The sequence below is a fragment of the Blautia sp. OM07-19 genome, from assembly GCF_003481595.1.
In the GTDB taxonomy this organism is placed as follows: Bacteria; Bacillota; Clostridia; order Lachnospirales; family Lachnospiraceae; genus Blautia_A; species Blautia_A intestinihominis.
Genome location: NZ_QULA01000035.1, coordinates 7,259 through 33,353 on the forward strand (window position 1 = coordinate 7,259; position 26,095 = coordinate 33,353).

General features: G+C 40.7%; 14 protein-coding genes, 3 pseudogenes and 1 riboswitch. Of the genes and pseudogenes, 14 read left to right on the top strand and 3 right to left on the bottom strand.

Annotated features, from left to right (window positions below):
* Positions 1-259 precede the first annotated feature (259 nt).
* A complete protein-coding gene (locus DXC01_RS16940; protein ID WP_118699431.1) occupies positions 260-1,090 on the top strand; it encodes a carbon-nitrogen hydrolase family protein in 831 nt (276 codons plus the stop codon).
* A 114-nt stretch (positions 1,091-1,204) separates the two neighbouring features.
* A complete protein-coding gene (locus tag DXC01_RS16945) occupies positions 1,205-2,905 on the top strand; it encodes an AAA family ATPase (protein ID WP_118699432.1) in 1,701 nt (566 codons plus the stop codon).
* A gap of 3 nt (positions 2,906-2,908) precedes the next feature.
* Here the strand turns inward: DXC01_RS16945 and DXC01_RS21530 are convergent.
* Positions 2,909-3,346: pseudogene (locus tag DXC01_RS21530) on the bottom strand (MATE family efflux transporter); the annotation flags it as partial.
* A 93-nt stretch (positions 3,347-3,439) separates the two neighbouring features.
* A riboswitch (cyclic di-GMP riboswitch) is annotated at positions 3,440-3,515 on the top strand.
* Positions 3,516-3,614: 99 nt separating this feature from the next.
* On the opposite strand from DXC01_RS21530, the gene DXC01_RS16955 reads away from it, so the two are divergent.
* The 11 genes and pseudogenes from DXC01_RS16955 to DXC01_RS17005 all read left to right on the top strand — a co-directional run bounded on the left by DXC01_RS16955 (position 3,615) and on the right by DXC01_RS17005 (position 23,711).
* A complete protein-coding gene (locus DXC01_RS16955) occupies positions 3,615-5,459 on the top strand; it encodes an ABC transporter substrate-binding protein (protein ID WP_118699434.1) in 1,845 nt (614 codons plus the stop codon).
* 146 nt (positions 5,460-5,605) lie between these two features.
* A complete protein-coding gene (locus DXC01_RS16960) occupies positions 5,606-7,771 on the top strand; it encodes an ATP-binding protein (protein WP_118699435.1) in 2,166 nt (721 codons plus the stop codon).
* 45 nt (positions 7,772-7,816) lie between these two features.
* Positions 7,817-8,632, top strand: coding sequence for a substrate-binding periplasmic protein (locus tag DXC01_RS16965; protein ID WP_118699436.1), 816 nt, complete (start codon positions 7,817-7,819; stop codon positions 8,630-8,632).
* Complete coding sequence (locus tag DXC01_RS16970) at positions 8,616-10,778, top strand: ATP-binding response regulator (RefSeq protein WP_118699437.1); 2,163 nt, start codon at positions 8,616-8,618, stop codon at positions 10,776-10,778. Before DXC01_RS16965 ends, DXC01_RS16970 begins: the two co-directional genes overlap by 17 nt.
* A gap of 52 nt (positions 10,779-10,830) precedes the next feature.
* Positions 10,831-11,028, top strand: a complete 198-nt coding sequence (locus tag DXC01_RS16975; protein ID WP_118699438.1) for a hypothetical protein — start codon at positions 10,831-10,833, stop codon at positions 11,026-11,028.
* Between the two features lie 85 nt (positions 11,029-11,113).
* Entirely contained in the window at positions 11,114-12,622 is a 1,509-nt protein-coding gene (locus DXC01_RS16980) for a response regulator (protein ID WP_118699439.1), read from the top strand.
* 26 nt (positions 12,623-12,648) lie between these two features.
* Positions 12,649-14,499 (top strand): ABC transporter substrate-binding protein, encoded by a 1,851-nt coding sequence (locus tag DXC01_RS16985; RefSeq protein ID WP_118699440.1) that lies wholly within the window; start codon positions 12,649-12,651, stop codon positions 14,497-14,499.
* Positions 14,500-14,504: 5 nt separating this feature from the next.
* The gene (locus tag DXC01_RS16990; RefSeq protein ID WP_118699445.1) at positions 14,505-17,468 is read left to right on the top strand and encodes a hybrid sensor histidine kinase/response regulator; all 2,964 of its coding nucleotides are present in this window, start codon (positions 14,505-14,507) and stop codon (positions 17,466-17,468) included.
* A gap of 31 nt (positions 17,469-17,499) precedes the next feature.
* The gene (locus tag DXC01_RS16995) at positions 17,500-20,388 is read left to right on the top strand and encodes a transporter substrate-binding domain-containing protein (RefSeq protein WP_118699441.1); all 2,889 of its coding nucleotides are present in this window, start codon (positions 17,500-17,502) and stop codon (positions 20,386-20,388) included.
* A 277-nt stretch (positions 20,389-20,665) separates the two neighbouring features.
* A pseudogene (locus DXC01_RS17000) lies at positions 20,666-20,860 on the top strand (response regulator); the annotation flags it as partial.
* Positions 20,841-23,711 (top strand): response regulator, encoded by a 2,871-nt coding sequence (locus DXC01_RS17005; protein WP_118699443.1) that lies wholly within the window; start codon positions 20,841-20,843, stop codon positions 23,709-23,711. The pseudogene DXC01_RS17000 and the gene DXC01_RS17005, both read left to right, overlap by 20 nt.
* 353 nt (positions 23,712-24,064) lie before the next feature.
* Here the strand turns inward: DXC01_RS17005 and DXC01_RS17010 are convergent, their stop codons facing one another.
* Both DXC01_RS17010 and DXC01_RS17015 read right to left on the bottom strand, forming a co-directional pair.
* The gene (locus tag DXC01_RS17010) at positions 24,065-24,676 is read right to left on the bottom strand and encodes an MATE family efflux transporter (RefSeq protein ID WP_243111652.1); all 612 of its coding nucleotides are present in this window, start codon (positions 24,674-24,676) and stop codon (positions 24,065-24,067) included.
* A 70-nt stretch (positions 24,677-24,746) separates the two neighbouring features.
* A complete protein-coding gene (locus DXC01_RS17015) occupies positions 24,747-25,169 on the bottom strand; it encodes a plasmid mobilization protein (protein WP_118699444.1) in 423 nt (140 codons plus the stop codon).
* A 383-nt stretch (positions 25,170-25,552) separates the two neighbouring features.
* Here DXC01_RS17015 and DXC01_RS21355 point away from each other — a divergent pair.
* Positions 25,553-25,978, top strand: a pseudogene (locus DXC01_RS21355) (GNAT family N-acetyltransferase).
* Positions 25,979-26,095: the final 117 nt, after the last annotated feature.

A 26,095-nucleotide genomic window follows, 5' to 3' on the forward strand; every position in this document is an offset into this window, starting at 1 on the left:
ACCAAAAACAGAAAGTATTTATCAAAATAAAAATATCCTGAACAAGTTGCAGAGCCAGAAAGCTCTGTAACTGTCAGGATATTTTTGTTTGGTGCTGTCAGCTCTAAAAAACGTTATTTACCGACAGCTCCGTTTTCGACTATAAATCTTTGTGGTAAAATGTACCTGATAACTGAAGACGGAGAAGTAGAGAAAGAACTTGCGATTGCCTGTCGGGAAAAACAGAAGTAAAAAATGGCTGGCAGAAAGGATAGGGAAAATGTCTAAGATTAAAATCGCGGCAGTGCAGATGCCGACTGTTTCAAATAAAATGGAAAATGTCAGAAAGGTCAGAGAATATCTCGAAAAATTAAAAGACCAGAATCTGGATTTTGTGGTTCTTCCAGAAATGTTCTGCTGCCCTTATAAGACAGAAAATTTTCCGGCCTATGCGGAAGAAGAAGGCGGAGAAGTATGGAAGCAGCTTTCGGAATATGCAAAGCACTATGGTATTTATCTCGTAGGAGGTTCAATACCGGAAAAGGATGCCAAAGGCAGAGTATACAATACCACCTATGTGTTTGACCGCCAGGGAAAACAGATCGGCAAACACCGCAAAGCACATCTGTTTGATATCGATGTGACGGGAGGCCAGTACTTCCGGGAATCTGATACGTTGACCGCAGGAGACAGTGATACAGTTTTTGATACAGCGTTTGGAAAAATGGGAGTGATCATCTGCTTTGATATCCGTTTTCCGGAGATGGTTCGCATGACGGTGAATGATGGTGCAAAGGTTATTTTTGTCCCGGCGGCTTTCAATATGACGACAGGACCGGCACACTGGGAACTTTCATTCCGTGCCCGTGCACTCGATAATCAGATATATATGGTTGGCTGTGCCCCGATGAGAGATGTAGCGGCGGATTATAAGTCCTGGGGGCACTCGATTATTACAGATCCATGGGGAACTGTGATTGGTATGTTGGATGAGAAGGAGGGAGTTCTCACCGCAGAGCTGGATCTGGATTATGAAGCACAGGTACGAGAAGAACTCCCATTATTAAAAAGCAGACGAAATGACATGTACAGGTTGGAAAAAATTATCTGATAAAATAGTTCCAGTGAATATAACCGAAACAACACGATCCAGAACTTGCACTGCTTACAGCGTCATGTTAAACTGAATATACAAAAAAGTTGATTTCGGGAGGTGTATAAACAGGTGAGTTATAAAAAGAAACTGCCGGTAGGAGTTGATTCTTTCAGTAAGTTGATCAGGCAGAACTTTTACTATATAGATAAAACAGATCTGTTAATGAATCTTCTGAATAATTGGGCCGAAGTTAATCTGTTTACCAGGCCGAGACGATTTGGAAAAAGTCTGAATATGTCCATGATGCAGACGTTTTTTGAAATTGGCTGTGATAAGACGTTGTTTGATGGATTAAAAATCTCAGAAGAAAAAGAACTGTGTCAGGAATACATGGGTCAGTTTCCTGTGATTTCTGTTAGTCTCAAAGGAGTAGAGGGACAGAATTTTCAGGAAGCACTGGCGGCAATGAAATGGATCATAGGGCAGGAAGCCTTACGTTTCCGTTTCCTTCTTGACAGCAGCAGGTTGTCTGCTGAGGATAAAGAGATATACCGCCAGCTTATAGAAGTAGGGAAGGGCGAAAGTGGCCTTTTTATCATGTCGAATGATACATTAGGTGCAAGCCTGAAGATTCTGTCCGATCTGCTTTGCCGGCATTATGGTAAAGGTGTGATTCTTCTTATTGATGAATATGATGTTCCACTGGATAAAGCCTTTCAATATGGATACTATGACCAGATGGTATCTCTTCTTCGTATAGTATTTGGAAATGTTTTAAAAACAAATTCAAGTCTGTACTTTGCGGTGCTGACAGGATGTCTCAGAATTTCAAAAGAGAGTATTTTTACAGGATTGAATAATCTGAAAACCCTTACGATTACAAATGCACAGTTTGATGAGTACTTTGGTTTCACAGACAAAGAAGTCAGGGAAATGCTGTCATATTATGAGCTGGAAGAACACTATGAAACGATGAAAGAATGGTATGATGGATATCGATTTGGAAAGACAGATGTCTATTGCCCCTGGGATGCAATTAATTTCTGTGATGATCTTCGGGCAGATGATGAGGCATATCCGCAAAATTACTGGTCAAATACCAGTGGTAATGCAATTGTGCATCGTCTGCTTAACAAAGCAGACAGCGTTACAAAGAATGAGATTGAAAATCTGATTGCAGGAAATGAAATCATAAAAGAAATACATCAGGAACTGACCTACAGTGAACTGGATCAGTCGGTGGAAAACTTATGGAGTGTACTGTTTACTACAGGTTATCTGACTCAGAGAGGCCGTGTAGACGGAAGAAAATATCGTTTGGCGATTCCTAACAGGGAAATTCGGGAATTATTTATAACTCAGATCCGGGAATGGTTTCGGCAGACTTCCAGAAATGATACAGGAACCCTGGAAACTTTCTGTCAGGCATTTCCTCAGAAAAATGCTGCAAAAATCGAAGAACTTCTGAATGAATATCTCTGGCATACAATCAGTATTCGTGATATATCCGGCAGAGAGAAAAAGGAGAATTTTTATCACGGGATACTTCAGGGGCTTCTCAGATATAAAGAAAACTGGCTGATAAAATCCAATGCAGAATCTGGAGAAGGCTACAGTGACATCCTTATTGAGATTCCGGAAAGCCGGACAGGAATTATTATAGAGATAAAATATGCAGAAGGTGCAGCATTTGATTTATCCTGCCACAAGGCGGTTGAGCAGATCAGAGAAAAACATTATGATGCCATACTTCTTGAGGATGGTATGGAAAATATCATAAAATATGGAATTGCCTTTTATAAAAAGAGATGTAAAGTGTTATTAGTGTGATAATTAATAAGGTGCCTGTCTTTGGGAAAACCAGATATTTCTGCTGCCGGAACGGCGAGCCAGACACCTGTGATTCCCAGAAAATAAGGAAATGACACAAGACAGATGACCAGGAAAAAGAGTGACCGCAAAAATACGAAAACCGGTTGATGCGAGCTGAAAGGTTTCCGGATCTTTGGTGAATACGGATACAATGGGTCCGGAACCAAGGACAGATAAGATCACCATAACAATGGATGAAAGGAAGGTAAATCTCATAATAATATTATATGTATTTCTGAGACGATCTCTCTGCTGTACACCGTACTGGAAACCAATTACAGGACTGACCCTGATAGAAAGTCCCATATAAAAAGCGTTGAACAGAAACTGCCCGTACAAAAGGATTGTGATGGCGGCGACTCCGGATGCACCGGCCAGCCGGATCAGGATAATGTTGAAGTTAAAACGGTAATGTTTTTCTTGTGCATAGGGGAGCGCTAGAGTATAATAAAATCAGTTTTTGCGGCATAAGTTAACAAACTATAATTTAAATAAGGAAATCGGCAAACCAGATGAAAGTCTGGGACGCAAAGCTACAGGGCCTGTAAAATGGCAGCCAGTTGCATAAAATGAGGTGCACTGTCTGTTTGACAGTGCTTTTTTACGGAGTTATTTCACAGACGTAACAATAATGATTTTATCAGGAAAGAATGAGGAAAATAAAAGTATGAAAAAGGCAAAACGTTGTCTGACAGCAGTGGTGTCAGGTGTGCTTGTAGCAACTGCTGTCTTGTCTGGATGTGGACAGTCAAAGAAAGAAGTATCTAAAAACGATGATCATCTTACCGTTTATCTGTGGGAAAATCGTTTGATGAAAAATATTGCACCCTATGTCCATGAACAGTTCCCAGATCAGGATATTGAATTTATTATTGGTAACAATGATACCGATTTATACAGTTATTTTAAAGAACATGATGAATTACCGGATATCATAACAGTACGTCGATTTTCTGGAACAGATGCACAGGACTTACAGCCTTATCTTATGGATTTTGCTTCTTATGATGTTGTTTCCAAGTATTATTCCTATGCGGTGCAATATTATAAGAATGCGGAGGATGAAATCCAGTGGCTGCCAATCTGTGGTATTCCGCAGACGATCATTGCCAACAAAACACTGTTTGATCAGTATGGAATTAAGATTCCAAAAAATTATGAGGAATATGTACAGGCTTGTCAGCAGTTTTATGATAATGGCATAAAACCGTATTCCATGGATCTTGGGGAAGACTGGTCTAATAATGAAATCATCCAGGCGGCGGCAATCGGTGAGTTTACAAGCCTGGATGGTATTGAATGGCGAAACGGTGCAGAGACTGCAGCTGATGAAGTGAAGTTTGATGATACATTATGGAAACGTATTTTTTCAGAAACCAGTCAGTTTCTTAAGGATTCGCACTTTGGTAAAGAAGATATCAATATTGACGTCGATACAGGAATCCAGATGTTTGTCGAGGGAAAATCAGCAATGTTTCATGGACATCCGACGGTTATGCAGCAGCTACAGAAACAGATGGATGCGGAGCTGATCCGTATTCCTTACTTTTCACAGACATCGGATGAATCCTATGTGTACATGACTCCGTCCTTAAACATTGCATTTAACAAAAACCTGGAAAAAGACCGGGAGAAACTGGATACTGCGCTGGATGTGCTGGATTGTATGATTTCAGAAGAGGGGCAAAAGCTGATTGCGGATGGAAGCGGTGTTATTTCATTGAATACAGATGTTCCAACCATGATGCAGGATGTGCCTGGACTGGAAGATGAAATTAATAATAATGCTGTTTATATCCGATATTCCGCCCAAAAATCATTTGATGCAAGTCTTGAGGCTGTTCACGGATTACTGTCAGGGGAAATGGATGAAACACAGGCTTATGCTACTTTTCGCAGTGTAATGAATCGTAAAGATCCAGAAGAAAAAGCAATCGTGAATTTTGAAAATGAATATTCCATTTCACTGAACGATAGAAATGGCCGTGATGCAGCATCTTCCATTTTAACTATGATCAGAGAAGAAAATGATGCACAGCTGGCTCTGGCACCATATTATTATTTCACTTCTTCTATGTACAAAGGAGAATGCACCAATAGCCGGGTTGGCATGATGACAGCGAAGAGTTCAGATACAGCATTATATTTTACAAAAATTAATGGTAAACAGGTTTGTGAACTCGTAGAAAATTATCTCGCCGAAGCTGATGAGAATTTTTATGTAACCAATAAATACGAATTACCAATTGCATCCGGTATGAAAATGATCGTCAATCAAGCGGAAAGTGGATTTTCGTTAAAGGACTTGACAGTTAATGATAAGAAAATAGACAAAGAAAAGGAATACTCTATTCTTCTTACAGACACCACAATGTCTGTTTTGAAAAAAATAAATCCGAAATGTGAGATTGAGCAGCTTAAAGATACAACATTATCAAGTGCATGGATCGAAGCAATGTCAAAAGGACAGCAGCCGTCAGCACCGGAAGACTATATAGAGGTTGAACAGTAAAAGTGGGGATAGAACAAACGGTAAATAAAAGAAAAAAAATAACAAGGCTGTTGCTTATACTACTTATTATTCTTTTAAGTTTAGCAGGAACAAAGTATCTGGTAAGCGAGTCTAGCAAGTATATCAGCGAAAATGGAAAAAGCAGTATGGGAGCTGTTGTTGAACAGATACAGCAGACCTATGATCTTCAAGTGAGTGGATACTACAACCAGCTGCAGTTGGTTGAGGAATTTTTACTTCATGAGAGGGAGCTGTCTCTTGAAACGGATGTGAACAAAAGTTTCTTTGAAGCATGGGAAAAAGAATCGGAAAGTACACTTATATTCCTTCAGGAAAATGGTCAGGCAATATCAGCAGGTGGAACAAAAATGCGGATTGATATGCCAAGTAAACTTCTGCTGGACTTAAAGAACGGATACAATATTGGAAAACTGGTGCGTCTTGATTATGATCAGAAGAAAAAAGAAGGTTATCTGGTTGCGATTCCATGTCAGGAATACACTATCAATGGAGAAACTTATACGGCAATTGGAACTGTGTATGATCATTCGAAACTGGATTCCATGTTAAAACTGAAAGGTTATCATGGGAAAGCATATTTGTTCATGCTGGATCATGACGGAAATATTACGTATACGAACCAGAGTGGAGATAAATACCTGCGTAATTATTCTTTGTTAAAACATTTAAAAGGGGAACAGGCTATTACAGAAGAAGAGGCTGATTTGTTCAAAAAGAAGTTTGATAACAGAGAATCCGGAGTTGTATTTTTGGGAAAACAGAATCCCTATTATCTGGGGTATTGCCCGATAGAAAGCAACAACACCATTTTGGTATGCATTGTGGCAAGGGGAGTTGTTGACAATGTGCTGACGGATTACCAGAAAACGGTGTTGTTTACAACAATACTCATGGCAGGTTTTATACTTTTGCTTTTTGCCGGATTATTCTACAGTATTTCTAGACTTAGTCTTGCAGATCAAAAAGCAGAATATGAAAAAAGAAATAATGAACTTCATTTACAAACAATGAAGGAAATGGAAGTAGTCAATCAAAAACTGAAAAAGGCAAAGAACGTTGCAACAGAGGCTTTACAGACAGCTGAAAATGCAAATAAGGCGAAAACGGATTTCCTGTCTAATATGTCACATGATATCCGTACACCTATGAATGCAATCATTGGTATTACGTCTTTGATCAGACATGATGCAGGTAATAAAGCAAAAGTTATAGAGTATGCAGATAAAATAGATATTTCATCACAGCATCTGTTAGGAATCATTAATGATGTTTTGGATATGAGTAAGATTGAGGCAGGAAAAACAGTCTTCAAGTATTCTGACTTTTCTATTCTGGATTTTATGCAGGAACTTGACACTATATTTCATTCTCAAATATATGAAAAGCAGCAGACCCTTACAATCATAAAAGAAAATATTCAGCATGAGTGGGTGAATGGGGATCAGATTCACCTGATGCAGATTTTCAGCAACCTGCTTTCCAATGCAGTGAAGTATACCCAGGAAGGTGGGAAAATTCAGTTCTTTGTAGAAGAATGTGAGACAAAGTCATCTGTCTATGCAAAGTACCGCTTTTTAGTCAGTGACAATGGTATGGGAATGTCGGCAGATTTCAAGGATACAATTTTTGATGCGTTTACCCGTGCGGAAAGTTCCCTTACAAACAAAATACAGGGAACCGGACTTGGAATGGCGATTGCTAAGAACCTGGTTGAGGCAATGGGAGGTACCATTGACGTGGACAGTGAATTAGGACAGGGAAGCTGTTTTGAGGTTCTCCTGGATCTGAAAATTGCAGAGGATGGAACGGCTGCTCTGGCGGCACAAGAAGAAACGGATGAGCAGGATGGTAATATCCTTCAAGGAATGAGATTCCTGTGTGCAGAGGATAATGAGCTGAACGCAGAGATCCTGACGGAACTGTTAAAGATTGAAGGTGCGGAATGTACCATCTGTGAAAATGGCGAAGAGATTTTGAGAGCATTTGAACAGTCTGCTCCAGGTGATTATGACATGATTCTAATGGATGTGCAGATGCCTGTTATGAATGGCTATGAGGCAACGAAGGCAATCCGCAGAAGTTCCCATAAACTGGCAAAGACGATTCCGATTATTGCCATGACTGCCAATGCATTTTCAGAAGACATTCAGCATTCCCTTGCGGCTGGCATGAATGCACATGTTTCAAAACCGGTTGAGATGAAGGTGCTGGAAAAGACGATCAGAAGCATAAAATCTGGTGGGGGGGGGTACCGAACCGCAGGTCACTGTACAGTGACAAATGGAAAGTAACCGGACATAGAAGAATCAAAAAGGATAGTTAGGGATAGAAGGAAAATGAAAGGAAAAAGAGTGATTGCAGGCATTCTGCTTGCGGGAATTTTAGCAGTCACCCTGGCAGGGTGTAAAAACACAGATAACACGAAAGAAGAAACCGAAAAGCCAGTCATTACGCTTGGCAGTGACAACTATCCACCATACAATTATCTGAATGAGGATGGTGTACCGACGGGAATCGATGTAGAACTGGCTACAGAAGCTTTCAAAAGAATGGGATATCAGGTGGACGTTGTCCAGATCAACTGGGAGAAGAAAAAAGAATTGGTGGAGAGTGGAGAGATTGACTGTATCATGGGCTGTTTTTCCATGGAAGGGCGTCTTGATGATTACCGTTGGGCAGGACCATACATAGCAAGCCGCCAGGTGGTCGCTGTAAATGAGAACAGTAATATCTATAAACTGAGTGACCTGGAGGGTAAGAACCTGGCTGTTCAGTCCACAACCAAACCGGAAGGCATCTTTCTGAACCGGACGGATGAGAGAATCCCAAAGCTGGGCAATCTGATCAGCCTGGGACACAGGGAGCTGATTTATACATTTCTGGGAAAAGGATATGTAGATGCAGTTGCAGCACATGAGGAATCTATTGTTCAGTATATGAAGGATTATGATGCAAGCTTCCGTATTCTGGAAGAGCCTCTGATGATCACCGGAATAGGTGTCGCTTTTGCAAAAGATGATGACAGAGGAATCTGTGAGCAGATGAGCCAGACATTGGAAGAAATGCGTCAGGATGGCACATCCCTGAAAATTATTGAAAAATATCTGGATGATCCCCAGAAGTATCTGGAGGTGGATGATTTTGGGTATTAAGAGAAAGAAAAGAGAAAAACGAATCCAGCTGTTCGGTGCTCTGATTGGAATCTGTGTGGCTGTAGTATCTCTGTGTTATTTCTTTCACGCAGAAAAAGCGGAAGCAGAGAAAAGAATGGTGGAGATTGTAAACTATGTGAAAGTGCAGTGCTCCACCTACACCCATTTTAATGAATCTTCGGAATCAAAAAGCCTCCTCCGTGCCATTGAAAGTGCCAGACAGATGAGTACAAATATTAAAATGGAAATAGAAAACGGAGGGCAGCTAAGTCGGGATTTCCTGAAAGAAAACCTGCAGACTCTATGGGTGGATGGTATCATTGTACTGGATGCAGAAGGAAAGACGGACTGTGAATACAGCACGGATGAGTCTCTGGCTAATGAGATTACGGAGTATCTGCAAAAAGAAATTATCATGGATTTTGCCGGATATGAAGAAAGAAGCTATTCGGAACGGTTTACCAGGGAAGATGGATCCTTTATTGACATTGCAGCCTGCGCCAGAAAAGATGCACCGGGTATCGTTGCAATCTATTATTACACATCTCCTGAATTTGCCAGAAACTATACGCTGACGATACAGGGGCTTTTAAATGGTTATAGTATCCAGAAAGATGGAACGATTATCGTTGCAGACGACGGAATCGTTGTTGCCAGCAATAATGAGAGCCTGTTGGGGCAGAATACGGCTGGCAACGAGGTTGTTCAGGCAATGAAAAAGCATACAGACAGTCAGCACATTTATCATCTCAAGAATGAAGGAACCGGATGTTATGGAATCATGCTGAAGCAGCGGGATTATTATATCTATGCGTATCTTCCGGATACGGAAGTGTTTCATAACCTTCCATTAAGTGTAGCAGGTGTTATTTTTCTTTATTTTCTGATATTCAGTATATTTTTGTTCTGGGGTCACAGAACCAATCAGGCACATCAGAAACAGGAGCAGGAAAAAGATGAAAAATATAAAGCAGAACTTCTGACAGCAGCAAAAAAGGCAGAAGCCGCCAATGAGGCAAAAACAGAGTTTCTTCAGCGGATGAGCCATGATATCAGGATTCCGATTAATGGAATCTACGGTTTGATCAATATGGCAGACCATTATGCAGATGATATGGAGAAGCAGAAGGAATACAGAACAAAGGTTAAAGCGGCAGCCAATTTGTTGCTGGAACTGGTAAATGATGTTCTGGACATGAGTAAGCTGGAGTCGGGTGAAGTTGTTCTGGAAGAGAGTCCATCTAATCTGAGCAAAATCTCTGAGGAAGTGCTTGTTGTAATTGAACAGATTGCTGCAGAACAGAATATCCGGATTGTATGGGAGAAAAAAGAAATCATACACCGTGATCTTATTGGAAGTCCGGGGTATGTAAAACGTGTGATGATGAATATCCTGTCCAATGCAGTGAAATATAACAGAGAAAATGGACATATTTATCTTAGTTGCATGGAAATCCCATCCGAACAGCCAGGAATGACGACAATGGAATTTATCTGCCGGGATACAGGAATCGGAATGACTGAGGAGTTCCAGAAACATATTTTTGAACCATTTGCACAGGAATATATGGGAAGCCGCACAAAGTTTGCCGGAACCGGACTGGGAATGGCCATTGCAAGGAAGCTGGTCGAGAAAATGGGTGGAACCATTACTTTTGAAAGTGAAAAAGGCGTAGGGACGACATTTGTGATCCGGGTTCCATTTAAAATAGATCCGGATGCGGATAAACGTGAAGAACAGAAGGATGTATCCGAAAAATCTATAAAGGGAGTGCATATTCTTCTGGCGGAAGATAATGAGCTGAATATGGAAATCGCCGAATTTGTGCTTCAGAATGAAGGTGCTGACGTGACAAAAGCCTGGGATGGTCAGGAAGCTGTTGAACTGTTCAGAAATAGTGAACCTGGTGAATTTGATGTCATTCTTATGGACATTATGATGCCGGTAATGAATGGTTATGAAGCTACAAAGATGATCAGGTCTCTAGACAGAGAGGATGCAAAGGAGGTACCGATCATTGCAATGACAGCAAATGCGTTCACGGAGGACAGAATAAGAGCAAAAGCAGCAGGGATGGATGAACATGTTGCTAAGCCAGTTGATGTGGAATTACTGATAAAAGTAATTCATAAATTGGTGAAATAATTGATACGACAGTGTCAAATAAGCGGTGAAATCTAGGCAGGAGGACTAAAATATGACAATGCGAGAGTGCTATGAAGCTATTGGAGGAAACTATGAAGCTGTCTTGGGACGCCTTCACAGCGAAGCACTGATTCGGAGATTTGCATTAAAGTTCCTTGAAGATCAGAGTTATATACAGTTAAAACAGGCATTGGAAAAAGTACCAGAAGCATATGAGATGACGATTGAAGGAATAAAGAAGGGACTATAGCATTAAGTGATGCAACATGACTTTCTGTCTTGGATCAAGTGCTTGGAACATCATAAAAAACGAGTGGATAAAGGTAATAAAAAATATGGATAAAAGACAAAAAATCCTGATTGTAGATGATTCAAAATTAAACAGGGACATATTGAAGGAGATTCTTGGAGATGCTTATAACTATCTGGAAGCCGAAAATGGTAATCAGGCAATCCAGATGATAGGAGAAAATATTGGAATTGATCTGATGCTTTTGGATATCAATATGCCACAGATGAATGGTTTTGAAGTCCTGGAAATAATGAAAAGAAGCCAGTGTATTGCTGAAACTCCTGTAATCATGATATCTTCTGAAGATGCTGTTGATACTATGCGTAAGGCATATGAGCTGGGAATCACAGATTATATCACACGACCGTTTGATTCTGTGATCGTAAAGAAAAGAGTTCAGAATACCTTGGGTCTCTATATGAACCAAAAGCATCTGATAAATGTGGTTTATGATCAGGTTTACGAAAAAGAAGAAAATAATAATATCATGATCCGGATTATGAGTAATATATTGGGATCCCGTAACAGCGAGAGCAGAGAACACATCCTGCATATTAAAACAGCAACGGAGATGATGCTGAGACAACTGGTAAAAGTAACAGATGATTATCCTTTGACAGAGGCAGATATTGCTTTGATCACAACTGCTTCGTCCCTTCATGATATTGGTAAGATCCGTATTCCGGAAGAAATACTGAATAAACCAGGCAGACTTACCGATGAAGAATTTCAAATTATGAAAACACATAGTGAGCTTGGCGCAGCTATAATTAAGGATATGGACTTTCCACAAGATCATCCACTGGTACATACCGCATGGGAAATCTGCAGGTGGCACCATGAAAGATGGGATGGAAAGGGCTATCCGGATGGATTGAAAGGTGAAGAAATACCAATCTGTGCACAGGTGGTATCGATTGCTGATGTTTATGATGCACTTACAAGTGAAAGATGCTATAAGAAAGCATTTGATCATGACACAGCGATTCAAATGATCCTGGATGGACAGTGCGGACAATTTAATCCCCTCCTTCTTAAGTGTCTGAAAGAACTGAGTCTTCAGCTTTCAAAAATGTTTGGTAAAGAGATGGACGATAATAAATATTCTCATGAAGCACAGAGACTTTCGAATGAAATACTCCGTGATAAATCCTTACCGAACCAGATTTATTCACAGAGTCTTGTCAAGGTCATGCAGGAAAAAATCGATTTCTTCAAATCGAACAGTGGCATGAATTCAGTTGATTACAATGCGGTTTCAGGTCAATTAACTATACTAAACGGAAAACAGCAGATATTATGTCAGAGGGATGATCCGAAATTTGATCTGTTCAAAGAATTTGGAGTAATTGAAGAAGATGTTCAATATATTCGGGGTTTGTTACACCAGACATCTGTACAAAATAAAGAAATCTCTGTGCAGATAAAAGCGACGGTGGAAAATAACAGTCAGATGTATAAACTGAAATTGCATACATTGTGGTCGCCTGTGAAGAAAGACGTATATATAGGAATTATCGGGTATTTTGACACTGTAAAACAGAAGAAATGAAAAGGAAACTCAGAGGAGGATTCATAATGAAAAAGAAAAAATGGAACAGAGTTTTGGCTGTGCTTTTGGCGATGGTGACAGCCATAACACTTCTTTCAGGCTGTGGCGGGAAGAGTGCGGAAAAAGAAGATGCAGAAACAATCACGGTGTATTTATGGAGCACAAACCTGTATGAGAAATATGCACCATACATTCAGGAACAGCTCCCGGATATCAATGTTGAATTTGTAGTAGGGAACAATGACCTGGATTTCTACAGGTTTCTTAAGGAAAACGGTGGACTGCCGGATATTATAACCTGCTGTCGTTTTTCACTGCATGATGCAAGTCCGCTGAAAGACAGTCTGATGGATCTTTCCACAACCAATGTGGCAGGAGCTGTCTATGATACATATCTCAGTAGTTTTATGAATGAAGATGGAAGCGTAAACTGGCTTCCGGTGTGTGCAGATGCACATGGTTTTGTAGTGAATAAAGACCTTTTTGAAAAATACGATATCCCGTTGCCAACAGATTATGAAAGCTTTGTCTCTGCCTGCGAGGCATTTGAAGAGGTGGGAATCCGTGGGTTTACTGCAGACTATTATTATGATTATACCTGTATGGAGACACTGCAGGGTCTGTCTGCATCAGAGCTGTCTTCTGTAGACGGACGCAAGTGGCGTACCACCTACAGTGACCCGGATAATACAAAGAGAGAAGGCCTGGACAGTACTGTCTGGCCGAAGGCTTTTGAACGTATGGAGCAGTTCATCCAGGATACAGGGCTTAGCCAGGATGATCTGGATATGAATTATGACGATATAGTTGAGATGTATCAAAGCGGCAAGCTTGCCATGTACTTTGGCAGTTCTGCCGGTGTAAAAATGTTTCAGGATCAGGGCATAAACACGACATTTCTTCCATTCTTTCAGGAGAACGGTGAAAAGTGGATTATGACTACGCCATATTTCCAGGTGGCTTTAAACCGTGATCTGACAAAAGATGAAACACGTAGAAAGAAAGCAATGAAGGTGCTGAACACAATGCTTTCAGCGGATGCGCAGAACAGGATTGTTTATGATGGACAGGATCTGTTAAGCTACAGTCAGGATGTGGATCTTAAGCTTACAGAATATCTGAAGGATGTGAAACCTGTGATCGAAGAAAACCATATGTATATCCGCATTGCGTCAAATGATTTCTTCTCTGTTTCCCAGGATGTGGTTTCCAAAATGATCTCTGGAGAATACGATGCAGAGCAGGCGTATCAGTCATTTAATTCTCAGCTTCTTGAGGAAGAATCTGCTTCTGAGGATATCGTGCTGGATTCGCAGAAATCCTATTCAAACCGCTTTCACAGCAGTGGAGGAAATGCAGCATATTCTGTTATGGCAAACACTCTGCGTGGCATCTATGGGACAGATGTGCTGATCGCGACCGGAAACAGCTTTACGGGAAACGTACTGAAAGCCGGTTACACAGAAAAAATGGCGGGAGACATGATCATGCCAAATGGTCTTTCGGCTTACAGCAGTAAGATGAGCGGTGCTGAACTGAAAGAGACAGTTAAAAATTTTGTAGAAGGCTATGAGGGAGGCTTTATTCCGTTTAACTGTGGTTCTCTGCCTGTATTCAGTGGTATTTCTGTGGAAATTAAGAAAACAGATGATGGTTACACATTGAGCAAAGTTACAAAGGACGGAAAACAAATTCAGGACGATGATACTTTTACAGTAACCTGCCTGGCGACACCACAACACATGGAGGCCTATCCGACAGATGATAATATAGTGTTTGACGGAGGAGATACTTCTGTGAAGGATACCTGGACAGGATATATTTCAAATGGTGATGCCGTTCTTGCAGAGCCAGAAGATTACATTAATGTGAGATGAGAAGAATGAATATTAAGAATCATAATACAAACAGAGAAAAGACTGTTATGAGAAAACAGTTAAGGATTGCGGTCTTCATAGCTGTTTTGGTGGGAATTGTTTTGATGGTTTTCCAGTATTTCAGATTTGTGTCGAAAACTATTTATGAGGAAAGTGTTTCTCATCTGACAGAAGTTTTTCATCAGTCTGATAACATGCTGAGAGAACTGACAGATAAGAATCTGACATATCTTCATATGTGGGGCGAGAATCTGCAGGATATTTCCAACGAAGACGAAATCCGTGATTATATAAAGAAAGCGCAGAAAGATGCCGGCTTTATGGAATTCTATTTTCTGTCTGCTGAGGGGAACTATAAGATGGCAACAGGGGAAACCGGATACCTTGGATTACAGGAAGATATTGGAGAGGATATCCGGCAGGGAAATGATGTGATAGCGAATGCGGCACTTCCCGGAAAATCCCAGCTGCTTGTTTTTGCCACACCTGAGGCTCATGGAATATATCAGGGATTTGAATATGATGCGATTGCCATTGCCTATGAAAATTCTGATATCGTAGAAGTGCTGGATATTTCTGCTTTCAATGGAAATGCCCAGAGTTTAATTGTTCATCCGGATGGTCGTGTTGTGATTGATCATTCTTCTGAGTCATGGGGGAACGTGTATAATTTCTTTGGTCTTCTGAGAGAGCATTCTGATATGTCTGAAAAAGAGCTCAATGAACTTTTGGAGAAGTTTAAAGCGGGACGTACCGATGCGATGCTGCTGAATCTGGATGGAGGAAATTATTATCTGGTCTATGAAAAATCGAATATTCAGGACTGGATGTTCCTGGGACTTGTCCAGGCGGATATTGTCAATGCCAGTATGAACAGTCTGCAGCGTAGTACAATGCTTCTTGTTGGTGTGGTGGTGCTCTGTATTGCTGCTTTTCTTATCAGTCTTATTATTCAAACAAACAGGACCAATCTCAGAAGAAAGGATACGGAGATCCTGTACCGTGATGAGCTATTTCAAAAACTTTCAATGAACGTGGACGACGTCTTTCTGATGCTGGATGCCAAAACATATCAGGCAGATTACGTCAGCCCAAATGCGGAAAAGCTGCTGGGTATTACAGCAGAGCAGATTCGTAAAGATATTCGTGTTCTGGGAAAACTGCATCCGGCAGAACATGAAGATTCGGAGAAGAATTATCTGGAGGAAATCCAGGTTCATGAACAGAGGGAAGGGGATTTTAAATATGTTCATCTGAAGACAGGGGAAAAACGCTGGTTCCATAATATTGCAATGGGCAGTGAGGTAAACGGGAAAAAGAAATATATCCTGGTTATGTCAGATCGTACCTCTGACTGGAAAATGAACCAGGCACTTTCTGAGGCAGTACGTGCGGCAGAGACAGCAAACAAGGCAAAGAGTACTTTCCTTTCCAACATGTCTCACGATATCCGGACACCAATGAATGCGATCATCGGTTTTACCACACTGGCAGTAAGCAATATTGATGATAAAAAAAGGGTTCAGGATTATCTGGGTAAGATACTTTCATCCAGCAACCATCTACTCTCACTGATCAACGATATACTGGATATGAGCCGGATTGAGAGTGGAAAGATCCATCTGGAAGAAACGGAGGTCAGTCTGTCGGAGGTGCTTCATGACCTGAAGACGATCATCAGTGGTCAGATCCATGCAAAGCAGCTGGAACTTTATATGGATGCAATGGATGTTACAAATGAGGATGTCTATTGTGATAAGACGCGGCTGAACCAGGTGCTGTTGAATCTTTTGTCCAATGCAGTTAAGTTTACACCTGCAGGAGGAACCGTTTCTGTTCGGATCAGACAGTGTCATGGAACACAGAAAGGCAGTGAGCTGTACGAAATTCGGGTTAAGGATAATGGAATCGGTATGAGTCAGGAATTTGTACAGAAGATTTTTTCTCCTTTTGAGAGGGAGCGTACTTCCACAGTCAGCAGGACTCAGGGTACAGGACTTGGAATGGCCATTACCAAGAATATTGTGGATATGATGGGCGGTACTATTGAGGTTCAGACAGAGCAGGGCAAAGGCACCGAATTTATAGTCCGTCTGCCATTTCGAACTCAGCCTGAGCATCAACGCACAGAGAAGATCGCAGAACTGGAAGGACTTAAGGCACTGGTTGTAGATGACGATTTTAATACCTGCGACAGTGTGACAAAAATGCTTGTGAGGGTTGGAATGCGTTCAGAATGGACACTTTCCGGTAAGGAGGCTGTTCTCCGTGCACGACAGTCTATGGAACTGGGAGATGCATTCCACGCTTATATCATCGACTGGCGTCTGCCGGATATGAATGGCATTGAGGTAACCCGTCAGATCCGCAGTCTTGGGGATGATACACCGATTATTATCCTGACTGCTTACGACTGGTCTGATATTGAGGCAGAAGCCAGGGCAGCAGGAGTGACTGCATTCTGTGCGAAACCTCTGTTCATGTCGGATATCAGAGAAACTTTGATGACTGCCATCGGCCAGAGTCAGTCTGAACCAGAAGATTCGGTTCTTCCGGCAGCAGGTTCAGATTTCAGAGGCAGATGTATACTGCTTGTGGAAGATAATGAACTGAACAGAGAAATTGCGGTGGAGATCCTTAATGAATATGGATTCCTGGTTGATACCGCAGAAAATGGAGCAGAGGCAGTGGAGAAAGTTAAAAATTCAACATCAGGTAAGTATGATCTGGTGCTGATGGATGTGCAGATGCCGGTAATGAACGGATATGAAGCTACAAAGCAGATCCGTGCGCTGGATGATCCGGCGCTGGCGGGAATCACCATCCTTGCCATGACTGCCAATGCTTTTGATGAGGACAGAAAGAAAGCCCTGAAATGTGGTATGGATGGATTCTTATCCAAGCCAATAGTTATTGAGGAATTGATCAGTACATTACAGAAGAATCTGGATCAGGTGTCAGGAGTATAAGAAAAGCCACATAAATAAAGGAAATAGAAGAATGAATAAAAGTAAAAAAAACTTAGCTGTATTATGCACAGCTATGTTTGTAATCATGGGAATGTGGGTGATGTTATCAGTACACTGCCAGGCTGCTGAGACGAATAATGATGAAAAACAACAGCCGCAGACCATCCGTATCGGGTCGTTTGAGGATACCTTCAATTATGTCGACAAAAATGGTGTCAGACGGGGTTATGGATACGAGCTCATGCAGGCTCTGGCAGGTTATACCGGATGGAAATTCGAGTATGTGAAATGTGACTGGTCCAACTGTTTTGATAAGCTTGAAAATGGTGAGATTGATATCATGGGTGATATCTCTTACACCGATGAACGTGCACAAAAGATGCTTTTCCCGGATGAACCGATGGGTGAGGAAAAATATATCCTTTATGCTGATTTATCGGATATGGATATTGAAACCTCTGATTTTAAGTCGCTGGATGGAAAACGTGTAGGCGTGCTCTTAGGCACAGAACCTGAAATCATGCTGACAGAATGGGAAAATAAGAATGGCATACATACAGAACATGTAAATGTGAATAATAATGATGATGTCGAAAAGAAACTGGCAAATCATGAGATCGACTGTTTTGTATCTCTGGAGGAATCCATCTGGTCTGAACAGGGAATATCATCTGTTACAACTATTGGAAAATCCGGTATATATTTTGCAATAAATAAAGAGCGCAGCGATATCAAGACGAAGCTGGACTATGCTATGCGTCAGCTTGATCAGGACAGCCCTTTTTTTAAAGTAGATCTGTATAAGAAGTATTTTACACTTGATTATATTCAGGTACTTACAGGTAAAGAAAAGATCTGGGTGGAAGAGCATGGAGGTATCCAGATAGGATTTTTGAACAATGATCCGGCAATCTTTTCCATGGATAAAGAGACTGGAAAACTTACCGGTATGCTGGCGGAATATAGCTCCTATGCCAAAGATTGTCTGGGAAATCAGACACTGGAATTTAATATACAGGCATATGATAATTATGATGAAATAATTCAGGCGCTGCAGAATCGTGAGATTGACATGATTTTTTATGCCGGCAGGAATCCATATTTTGCAGAACAAAATGGATATGCACTTACAAACACAGCCTGGACTTACAGTTTGATGGCGGTAACTGATGAGAAAAACTTTGATGAGGATAGGGTGTATACAGTAGCTGTGCCAAAGGAAAAAGAAGCCTTGAAACAGTATATTGCTTTCAGCTATCCACAATGGAAGCTTGTAGATTGTGATTCGCTTGACGATGCTGCAGATATGGTCATACAGGAAAAAGCAGACTGTTTCCTCATGGGAGCAAGCCAGGCGCTGATATATGATAACAGACAAAATTTCAAGAGTTTTCCACTTACAAAAACAATGGAGGCATGCTTTGCAGTAAGAGGCGGAGAAGGAAGCCTTTTATCAATACTGAATAAAACCTTAAAGGCTATGCCATCTGATATGCTTACAAGTGCACTTGCTATCTATGACAGTACTGTAGATAAGGTAACATTTTCTGATTTTTTAAAAGACAACATACTTGCTTTTTTTGTCACGGCAGGATTTTTCGTATTCAGCATCATTAGTATTATCCTCGTACTTTTACGGAAGGCAAGAAAAGCAGAAGCTGCCGCAAAGCTTGCTGCAAATGATACACAAAAGCTTAATGACAAATTGGAAATCGCTCTGAAAAAAGCAGAAGATGCCAGTCTTGCAAAGACCCGTTTCCTTAACAATATGTCCCATGACATCCGTACTCCTATGAATGCGATTCTGGGATATGCACAGCTTATGGAGGATGAACTGAAAGAAAAGGATTTGCCTGAAACTTCAGAATACTTAAAAAAACTGCAGCAGTCAGGAAATCTTCTTCTGTCAATCATAAATAATGTACTTGATATGGTTCGGATTGAAAGTGGAAGAATGGAGATTGATGAGAACTATGGCATGATTGAAGATATCTGGCAGACCTTATTTGAAATATTCGATGATGAAGCAAAGAAAAAGAATATTGCACTTCATTATACGATAAATGTAGAACATGAGCACATACTGACAGATGTAACAAAGGTAAAAGAAATATTTGTTAATATTCTGAGCAATGCCATGAAGTATACTCCATCCGGTGGTTCTGTTATGATAAACGTAGATGAATTACCATGCAGTGAGCCTGGATATATGATAGTGAGGACCAGGGTGAGTGATACAGGAATTGGTATGAGTCAGGAGTATCTGACAAATATTTTCGAGGCATTCACGCGTGAGCGGAATACTACAAAGAGCAAAATTGCAGGAACCGGACTGGGAATGTCAATTGTCAAGAAATATGTTGAACTGCTTGGTGGAACAATAGATGTAGAGAGTGAGCTTGGAAAGGGCAGTACTTTTACAGTTACACTGAAACATAAGATAGCGGATGAAAACTATTATGTAAAAAATTATGCTGAAAATCCAGAAACATATAGTGAAATCCTTAAAGACAGGAAAATCCTTCTGGCAGAGGATAATGATCTGAATGCAGAGATTGCTGAGGCAATACTTGAACGTGCCGGTCTTAAGACAGAGCGTGTGGAGGATGGCATTCAGTGTGTAAATAAGATAGAAAAAATGCCGGCAGGCACATATGATATGATCCTGATGGATATTCAGATGCCGAAAATGAACGGTTATAAAGCAACACAGGCAATCAGACGCCTGCCAGATAAGGATAAAGCATACATACCGATCGTTGCAATGACAGCAAATGCATTTGAAGAAGATAAGAGAGATGCTTTTGCAGCCGGAATGAATGGTCATATCGCGAAGCCAATCCAGGTTGATAAACTGCTCTCGACATTGGCGGAAGTCTGGGGAAAGGAGATGACAGATGAAACGGATTGCCATATGTGATGATAATGAAAGATAATTTTGCTCAGGCGAGAGATATGCCTGAAATTGAATCGAAAATGAGGCAGCGGAAAATCCGTTGCCTCATTTTGCTGAGTGGATGTTTTGCAATGGGGTAAAAGAAAATAGACATAAAGCTTGAGTAATGATGACAATTTCATACGGTTTTGTTATAATATTTTTTATCACATAATGTTTTTTATACAATACAATGGTATAAGTACGCGTCTTTCTTTGCTCTTGCAGAAAGACATTTTCGTATATAACGAACAAAATGTCACCGGGTACTTATGATCTGATACTTATGGATATCCAGATGCCAAATATGGATGGCTATCAGGCAGCCCAGTGTATCCGGCATTTAGATGATAAGATGAAGGCAGAGATCCCGATCATTGCTATGACAGCAAATGCCTTTGCAGAAGACAGGAAAAGAGCATTTGATGCAGGCATGAATGTCCGCTTTAATGGATAATAAAGAGGGAATGAATGAACAGAAAGATAGAAAAACTGACAGGAAAAAAGATAAGAAAAAAAGATTATGTTTGAGCATTTTAGCACTTATCATGTTACTCTTTGTACCGCTTTCTGCTTATGCGTCAGAAATTAAAAGTGACGGGAAAACAACTCAGGGAATAGAGGAAGAGAATAAAACAGTGAGAGTTGGGTATTTCCCATATGCCAATTTTCAGGAAGGCGGCTATGGGGAACACAAGCAGGGAGCAGGCTATGAGTATCTCCAGAAGATTTCTTATATAACCGGCTGGAAGTATGAATATGTCTATGGCTCATTTAAAGAGTGTCTGGAAATGCTGGCAGATGGAGAAATAGATATACTTGGAAGTGTCAGTTATACACCGGAAAGAGCAGAATCTATCGATTTTTCGACATATGCAGAGGGAACAGAACGATATTGGATCTATACCCGGGAAGATCATACGAATCTTACGAATGGTGATCCAAAGCAGATGAATGGCTGTCGTATCGGTGCTGCGGATGGAAGTAATCAGAAAGAACTTCTGGAAAAATGGCTGGACAGCAATCAGATCCAGGCAGAGGTGGTTGTCTGTAAAGGCTATGATGAAATGATAGAAAAACTGGATGCAGATGAACTGGATGCACTTGTGGTCCCGGCACTGTCTGTCAACAGCGATTTTATTGCCATTGCCAATATCGGTGCAAGTGACTGTTATTTCGGTGTATCAAAATCCAGACCGGATCTGTTAAAGGAATTAAATTCTGCCTTGGAAGAAATCAACAATACAGAAACGGACTACAGCAGCAAGCTGTATGCCCGTTATGAAGGAAAAGCGGTCATAAATTATGCACTCAGCAAGGAAGAAAAACAATGGCTGGATGCACATGAAAACACAATCCGTGTGGGATACCTAAAGGATAATCTCCCTTTTTGTGGTGAAGAAAATGGGAAACTGACAGGAATCCTTGGAACCGTTCTGGATACGGTTCAGGAAAAATATAAAATTACGATCAAGGCAGTTCCATGTTCCACGGGAGTAGAGATGAATGAGACATTGCAATCTGGAAAAATAGATATTGCAGGTCCTATCATTCAGGATTTTTATACACAGGAACAATTTCAGGTAGTTTTGACGGATGAAATCTTTGATATTACGCCGGTTGTTATTTACAAAGGGAATGAATATAGCAGCAGTCTCACCACAATCGCAGCGACAGAGACTTCACTGTATTCTGAATTGATGGTGTCCCTTCTTTTTCCAGACGCAGAGATCAAACTGTATGACACACAGGAAGAATGCCTGGAAGCAGTGGCAAATGGAAAAGTGGGAGCAACTGTTATTCCATCTTCAAAGATCAATCTTCTTAATGAAAGTTCACTGACCAGAAGTCTGTCATTTGCAGAGATGGCAAAACGGCAGGAATTAGCGATGTTCACGACGAGAGAAAACAGAAGAGCAGCTGCCATTATCAATAAAGCAATTGAGCAGTCCTCCAATATTTTGAATGGTGTTGTCCTTGCGCAGAACTCTGTTTCGGAAAAGAAAATGACCTTGCAGGATGTCCTTGCAGAGTATGCAGGTGTAGGAATTGTGGTTTCATTAGTGATTATTTTTGTACTACTTCTTCTGGTTTATTCCCTTTCAGTAAGCAGAAAAAAACAGATGGAAGCCCTGAAAGAAGCACAGAATGCAAATGCGGCGAATATTGCAAAAACGACGTTTCTGAACCATATGTCCCATGATATCAGGACACCAATGAATGCAATTATTGGATTCACGGATATTGCCATGAAGAGGAAACCGGACAAAGAAGTGGAGAATTGCCTGAAAAAGATCAGGCAGAGCTCAGAATATCTGATGACACTGATTAACGATGTGTTGGATATCAGCCGCATTGAAAGCGGTAAACTGGAATATAAACCAGTACGGGTAGATCTCAGGGATATGATAAATACTGTTTTGTCGATTGCAAGGGGATATACGGAAAGCCGTGATCTTAATTTTTATGTTTCAAGAGAAGAACTAAAAACTCCTTATGTGATGGCAGATGAACTCAGAATCAGGGAAGTATTGCTCAACATTATCAGCAATGCAGTCAAATTTACAAAAGACGGAGGTACTATTTCATTTGTTGCAAAAAACTGTCCGGGTAATGATGAGCATCATATAATCGTACGCTATCGTATATCGGATACCGGAATTGGTATGAGTGAGGAGTTCCAGACCAGAATATTTGATGAGTTCAGTCAGGAAAATGATGGAGCAAGAACCAGTTATAAGGGAACCGGACTGGGAATGGCGATTGCTAAGAAATATGTAGATCTTATGGGTGGAAAAATTGAGGTCAGCAGCAGACAGGAGGTTGGCTCAACATTTACGGTAGAAATCCCCCTGCTTATAGCAGAACAGGTACAAGCTGAAGAGAAAGAAAAGTTAAGGAAAGATATAGATTTACATGGTTTGCATGTCCTTTTGGCAGAGGATAATGATTTAAACGCCGAGATAGCAGTATCTCTATTGGAAGAACAAGGGATGATTATAACCAGAGCTGCCGATGGAAAATCAGCCCTGGCACAGTTTTGCAATACAGCTCCGGGGACTTTTGATCTGATCTTGATGGATATTATGATGCCTGAAATGAATGGATATGAAACGACAAAAGCTATCAGAAATCTGCCGGACCGTCCGGACGGAAAGGAGATTCCTATTATTGCAATGACGGCAAATGCATTTGCAGAGGATGTACAGGCTGCTTTGAATGCCGGGATGGATGATCATGTGGCGAAGCCGGTTGATATGAGTATTCTAATATCCGCCATCAGCAGATTCCGGGGACGGTGTTTTTGATTGTGCTACCTTTTCTGCAAAAGTATAACTGACCTTTCCAAGAAGATCAGTTAACCGGTGCGGACAAGTCTTAGAAGCTGTTCCTCAAGAATATAAGTTTGGTTGTGCTGTTCATTTTCCTTTTTCTGATAAGTTTCTTCCAAAAGAAGAGAGGCATCTGACATAACGTCACCCTCAGACAATGCCTGTCCGACAGAAGTAAGTTCTTCAAGTGAAAGCAGCTCTTCGTGCAGACAATAGTTGAGGAAGATACATTTCTTTAACAGAGAACTCAGAGACAGACACGGAATCTGACGGAGAAAAGAATTAAAGTCAGAGTGAATGTCATGTTTCTTCTATAAAGGAGTCTTATTTTAGCAATGAATCGGCCGCAGAAACCATACAGCAACGAGTAATGTCAGAGCTTCTGCTGCAGGAACGGCGAGCCATACTCCAGTCAAACCAAATTTCAAAGGCAGTACAATCAGAAATAAAAGTAATAGTAGGAATGAACGTAAAAATGTGATCAGACCGGAGAAATATCCTTTTCCATATGCCATCATTCGAATTGCAGCAAAAATATTAATTCCTGAAAATAGAAAACCAAGTCCATAAACTCTCATTCCGGACACTGCAATAGGAAATACAGGGCTGGATGTATCTGCGAAACCGGATACAGCAACTGGAGTAAGAAAGTAGGTCAGTGCATAAATGATGATCGGAGCTACTGCGAAAAAGCGACGAGCATAGCTTTCCAGTTTTCGGCAAATTCTTATTTTTCGGTCGCCATACGCATAACTCAGAGGTGGTGCCATGCCCATAGAAAAGCCAAAGTAGACACCGATAAACAAAAACTGCAGATACATGATGATGGAAACTGCGGCGACACCGTCTTCACCGGCAAAGGAGAGTGCAGTGCGGTTAAATACGATGGTTGTAACTGCAATAGCAAGTTGATTGACAAATTCGGATGCACCATTTAGCATACAATGCATGGCTTGTGCGCCCAGCTAAGGGTGTGTAGTCAAGCCGGAGGGAATATGGTTTATCCAAGGTCTAGCCAACCAGATAATAGCGAGTCTTGTCAAAAGACATCGGATCACAGTTCAGCCCATCCATACCACCTGCCAGTTTCAGTACCTCTTTTCTCAGCTGAAATAAGTCAGTGATGCACTGATGAATTTCATTTTTTACAGCATGTGACTGACTTTCACTACTGTTAAAATGTTTGGCAATCTGATTGAGATTCGATCCGATCTTTCCATATTCACTGACCAGTTTTCTGAGATCGTTCATGTCTGCAACAACTTCAATCTGATGATTGATTTGCTTCTCAAGCAGAAGTTTTCTTAGATATTCAGATCGGGAAAGTCCTGTGATGCCAGCGGCTTCATTTAACATTGCCAATTCAATATCCGTTAATTTTAACGTGATGATGTTACTTCTCTTGAGATTCTTTTCTTTCTTCTTAGGTGCCATAGTCCTCCTTCCTTTTTAATAAGACATCTTGGATGTGCGATTACACTTTTTAACCGGCTGTCCCTTCCGGTTATATAAAGTGCTGCGACTATCTTTGATAGAGAGCCAACAGATATCTTTGATGTCTGTACGAGAGTATGGGGAATCGGAATCCCCATCAAGAGACTTACCCGGAGGTATGCCGTAGTCATAAAATGGCGATACAGTAATACTAGGGTGGATCTTGCTCTTATTTGTATCCCTCTATATAACGAAACGCTCAGAGGCTGTTTTACAGTGGGGAAAAAGAAAAAATATCAAAAAATTAATGATTAATGGTGAGCTTGTGATAGAATGAAAAAAAGAGAAAAGCATAAAGTATGTAGTTGTGGAGAATATTTGTTATGATTAGAAAATTACTGAACGGAGATATCGATAGAGTCGCTGACATATGGTTAAAGACAAATCTGAAAGCACATTATTTTATTTCCAATCAATACTGGAAAAGTAATTATGAATTAGTGAAAGAAATGATGTCACAATCCGAAGTCTATGTGTATGAAGCGGATAAAATGATATAAGGATTTATAGGACTAAATGATGAATATATAGAAGGTATTTTTGTCTCTGATGAAATGCAGTCGTGCGGCATCGGTGAGCTTTTATTGGATTATATTAAGGATAAAAAAGTTAGCTTACGATTAAATGTATACCAGAAGAATGCCAGAGCAATTTCTTTTTACCAAAGAGAAGGGTTCATTATTCAATGTGAAGGTTTGGATGAAGCTACTGGTGAAAAAAAATACACCATGCTATGGAAACAAAAATAGAAATCGGGATTTAACACTTAACGAGGAGGAATAAACATGGCAAAGAAAGAAGAAAGATTTGAATAACTGCGTGTCGCATTCTCGTTACTTTCAGTGATGAGTTAGACACGCAAATTT

Coding starts and splice junctions, on each gene's coding strand:
- DXC01_RS16990 (WP_118699445.1), top strand. CDS start 14,505: ATGAATATTAAGAATCATAATACAAACAGAGAAAAGACTGTTATGAGA.
- DXC01_RS16970 (WP_118699437.1), top strand. CDS start 8,616: ATGATTTTGGGTATTAAGAGAAAGAAAAGAGAAAAACGAATCCAGCTG.
- DXC01_RS17005 (WP_118699443.1), top strand. CDS start 20,841: ATGTCCGCTTTAATGGATAATAAAGAGGGAATGAATGAACAGAAAGAT.
- DXC01_RS16995 (WP_118699441.1), top strand. CDS start 17,500: ATGAATAAAAGTAAAAAAAACTTAGCTGTATTATGCACAGCTATGTTT.
- DXC01_RS16980 (WP_118699439.1), top strand. CDS start 11,114: ATGGATAAAAGACAAAAAATCCTGATTGTAGATGATTCAAAATTAAAC.
- DXC01_RS16985 (WP_118699440.1), top strand. CDS start 12,649: ATGAAAAAGAAAAAATGGAACAGAGTTTTGGCTGTGCTTTTGGCGATG.
- DXC01_RS17015 (WP_118699444.1), bottom strand. CDS start 25,169: ATGGCACCTAAGAAGAAAGAAAAGAATCTCAAGAGAAGTAACATCATC.
- DXC01_RS16975 (WP_118699438.1), top strand. CDS start 10,831: ATGACAATGCGAGAGTGCTATGAAGCTATTGGAGGAAACTATGAAGCT.
- DXC01_RS16965 (WP_118699436.1), top strand. CDS start 7,817: ATGAAAGGAAAAAGAGTGATTGCAGGCATTCTGCTTGCGGGAATTTTA.
- DXC01_RS16955 (WP_118699434.1), top strand. CDS start 3,615: ATGAAAAAGGCAAAACGTTGTCTGACAGCAGTGGTGTCAGGTGTGCTT.
- DXC01_RS17010 (WP_243111652.1), bottom strand. CDS start 24,676: ATGCTAAATGGTGCATCCGAATTTGTCAATCAACTTGCTATTGCAGTT.
- DXC01_RS16940 (WP_118699431.1), top strand. CDS start 260: ATGTCTAAGATTAAAATCGCGGCAGTGCAGATGCCGACTGTTTCAAAT.
- DXC01_RS16960 (WP_118699435.1), top strand. CDS start 5,606: ATGGGAGCTGTTGTTGAACAGATACAGCAGACCTATGATCTTCAAGTG.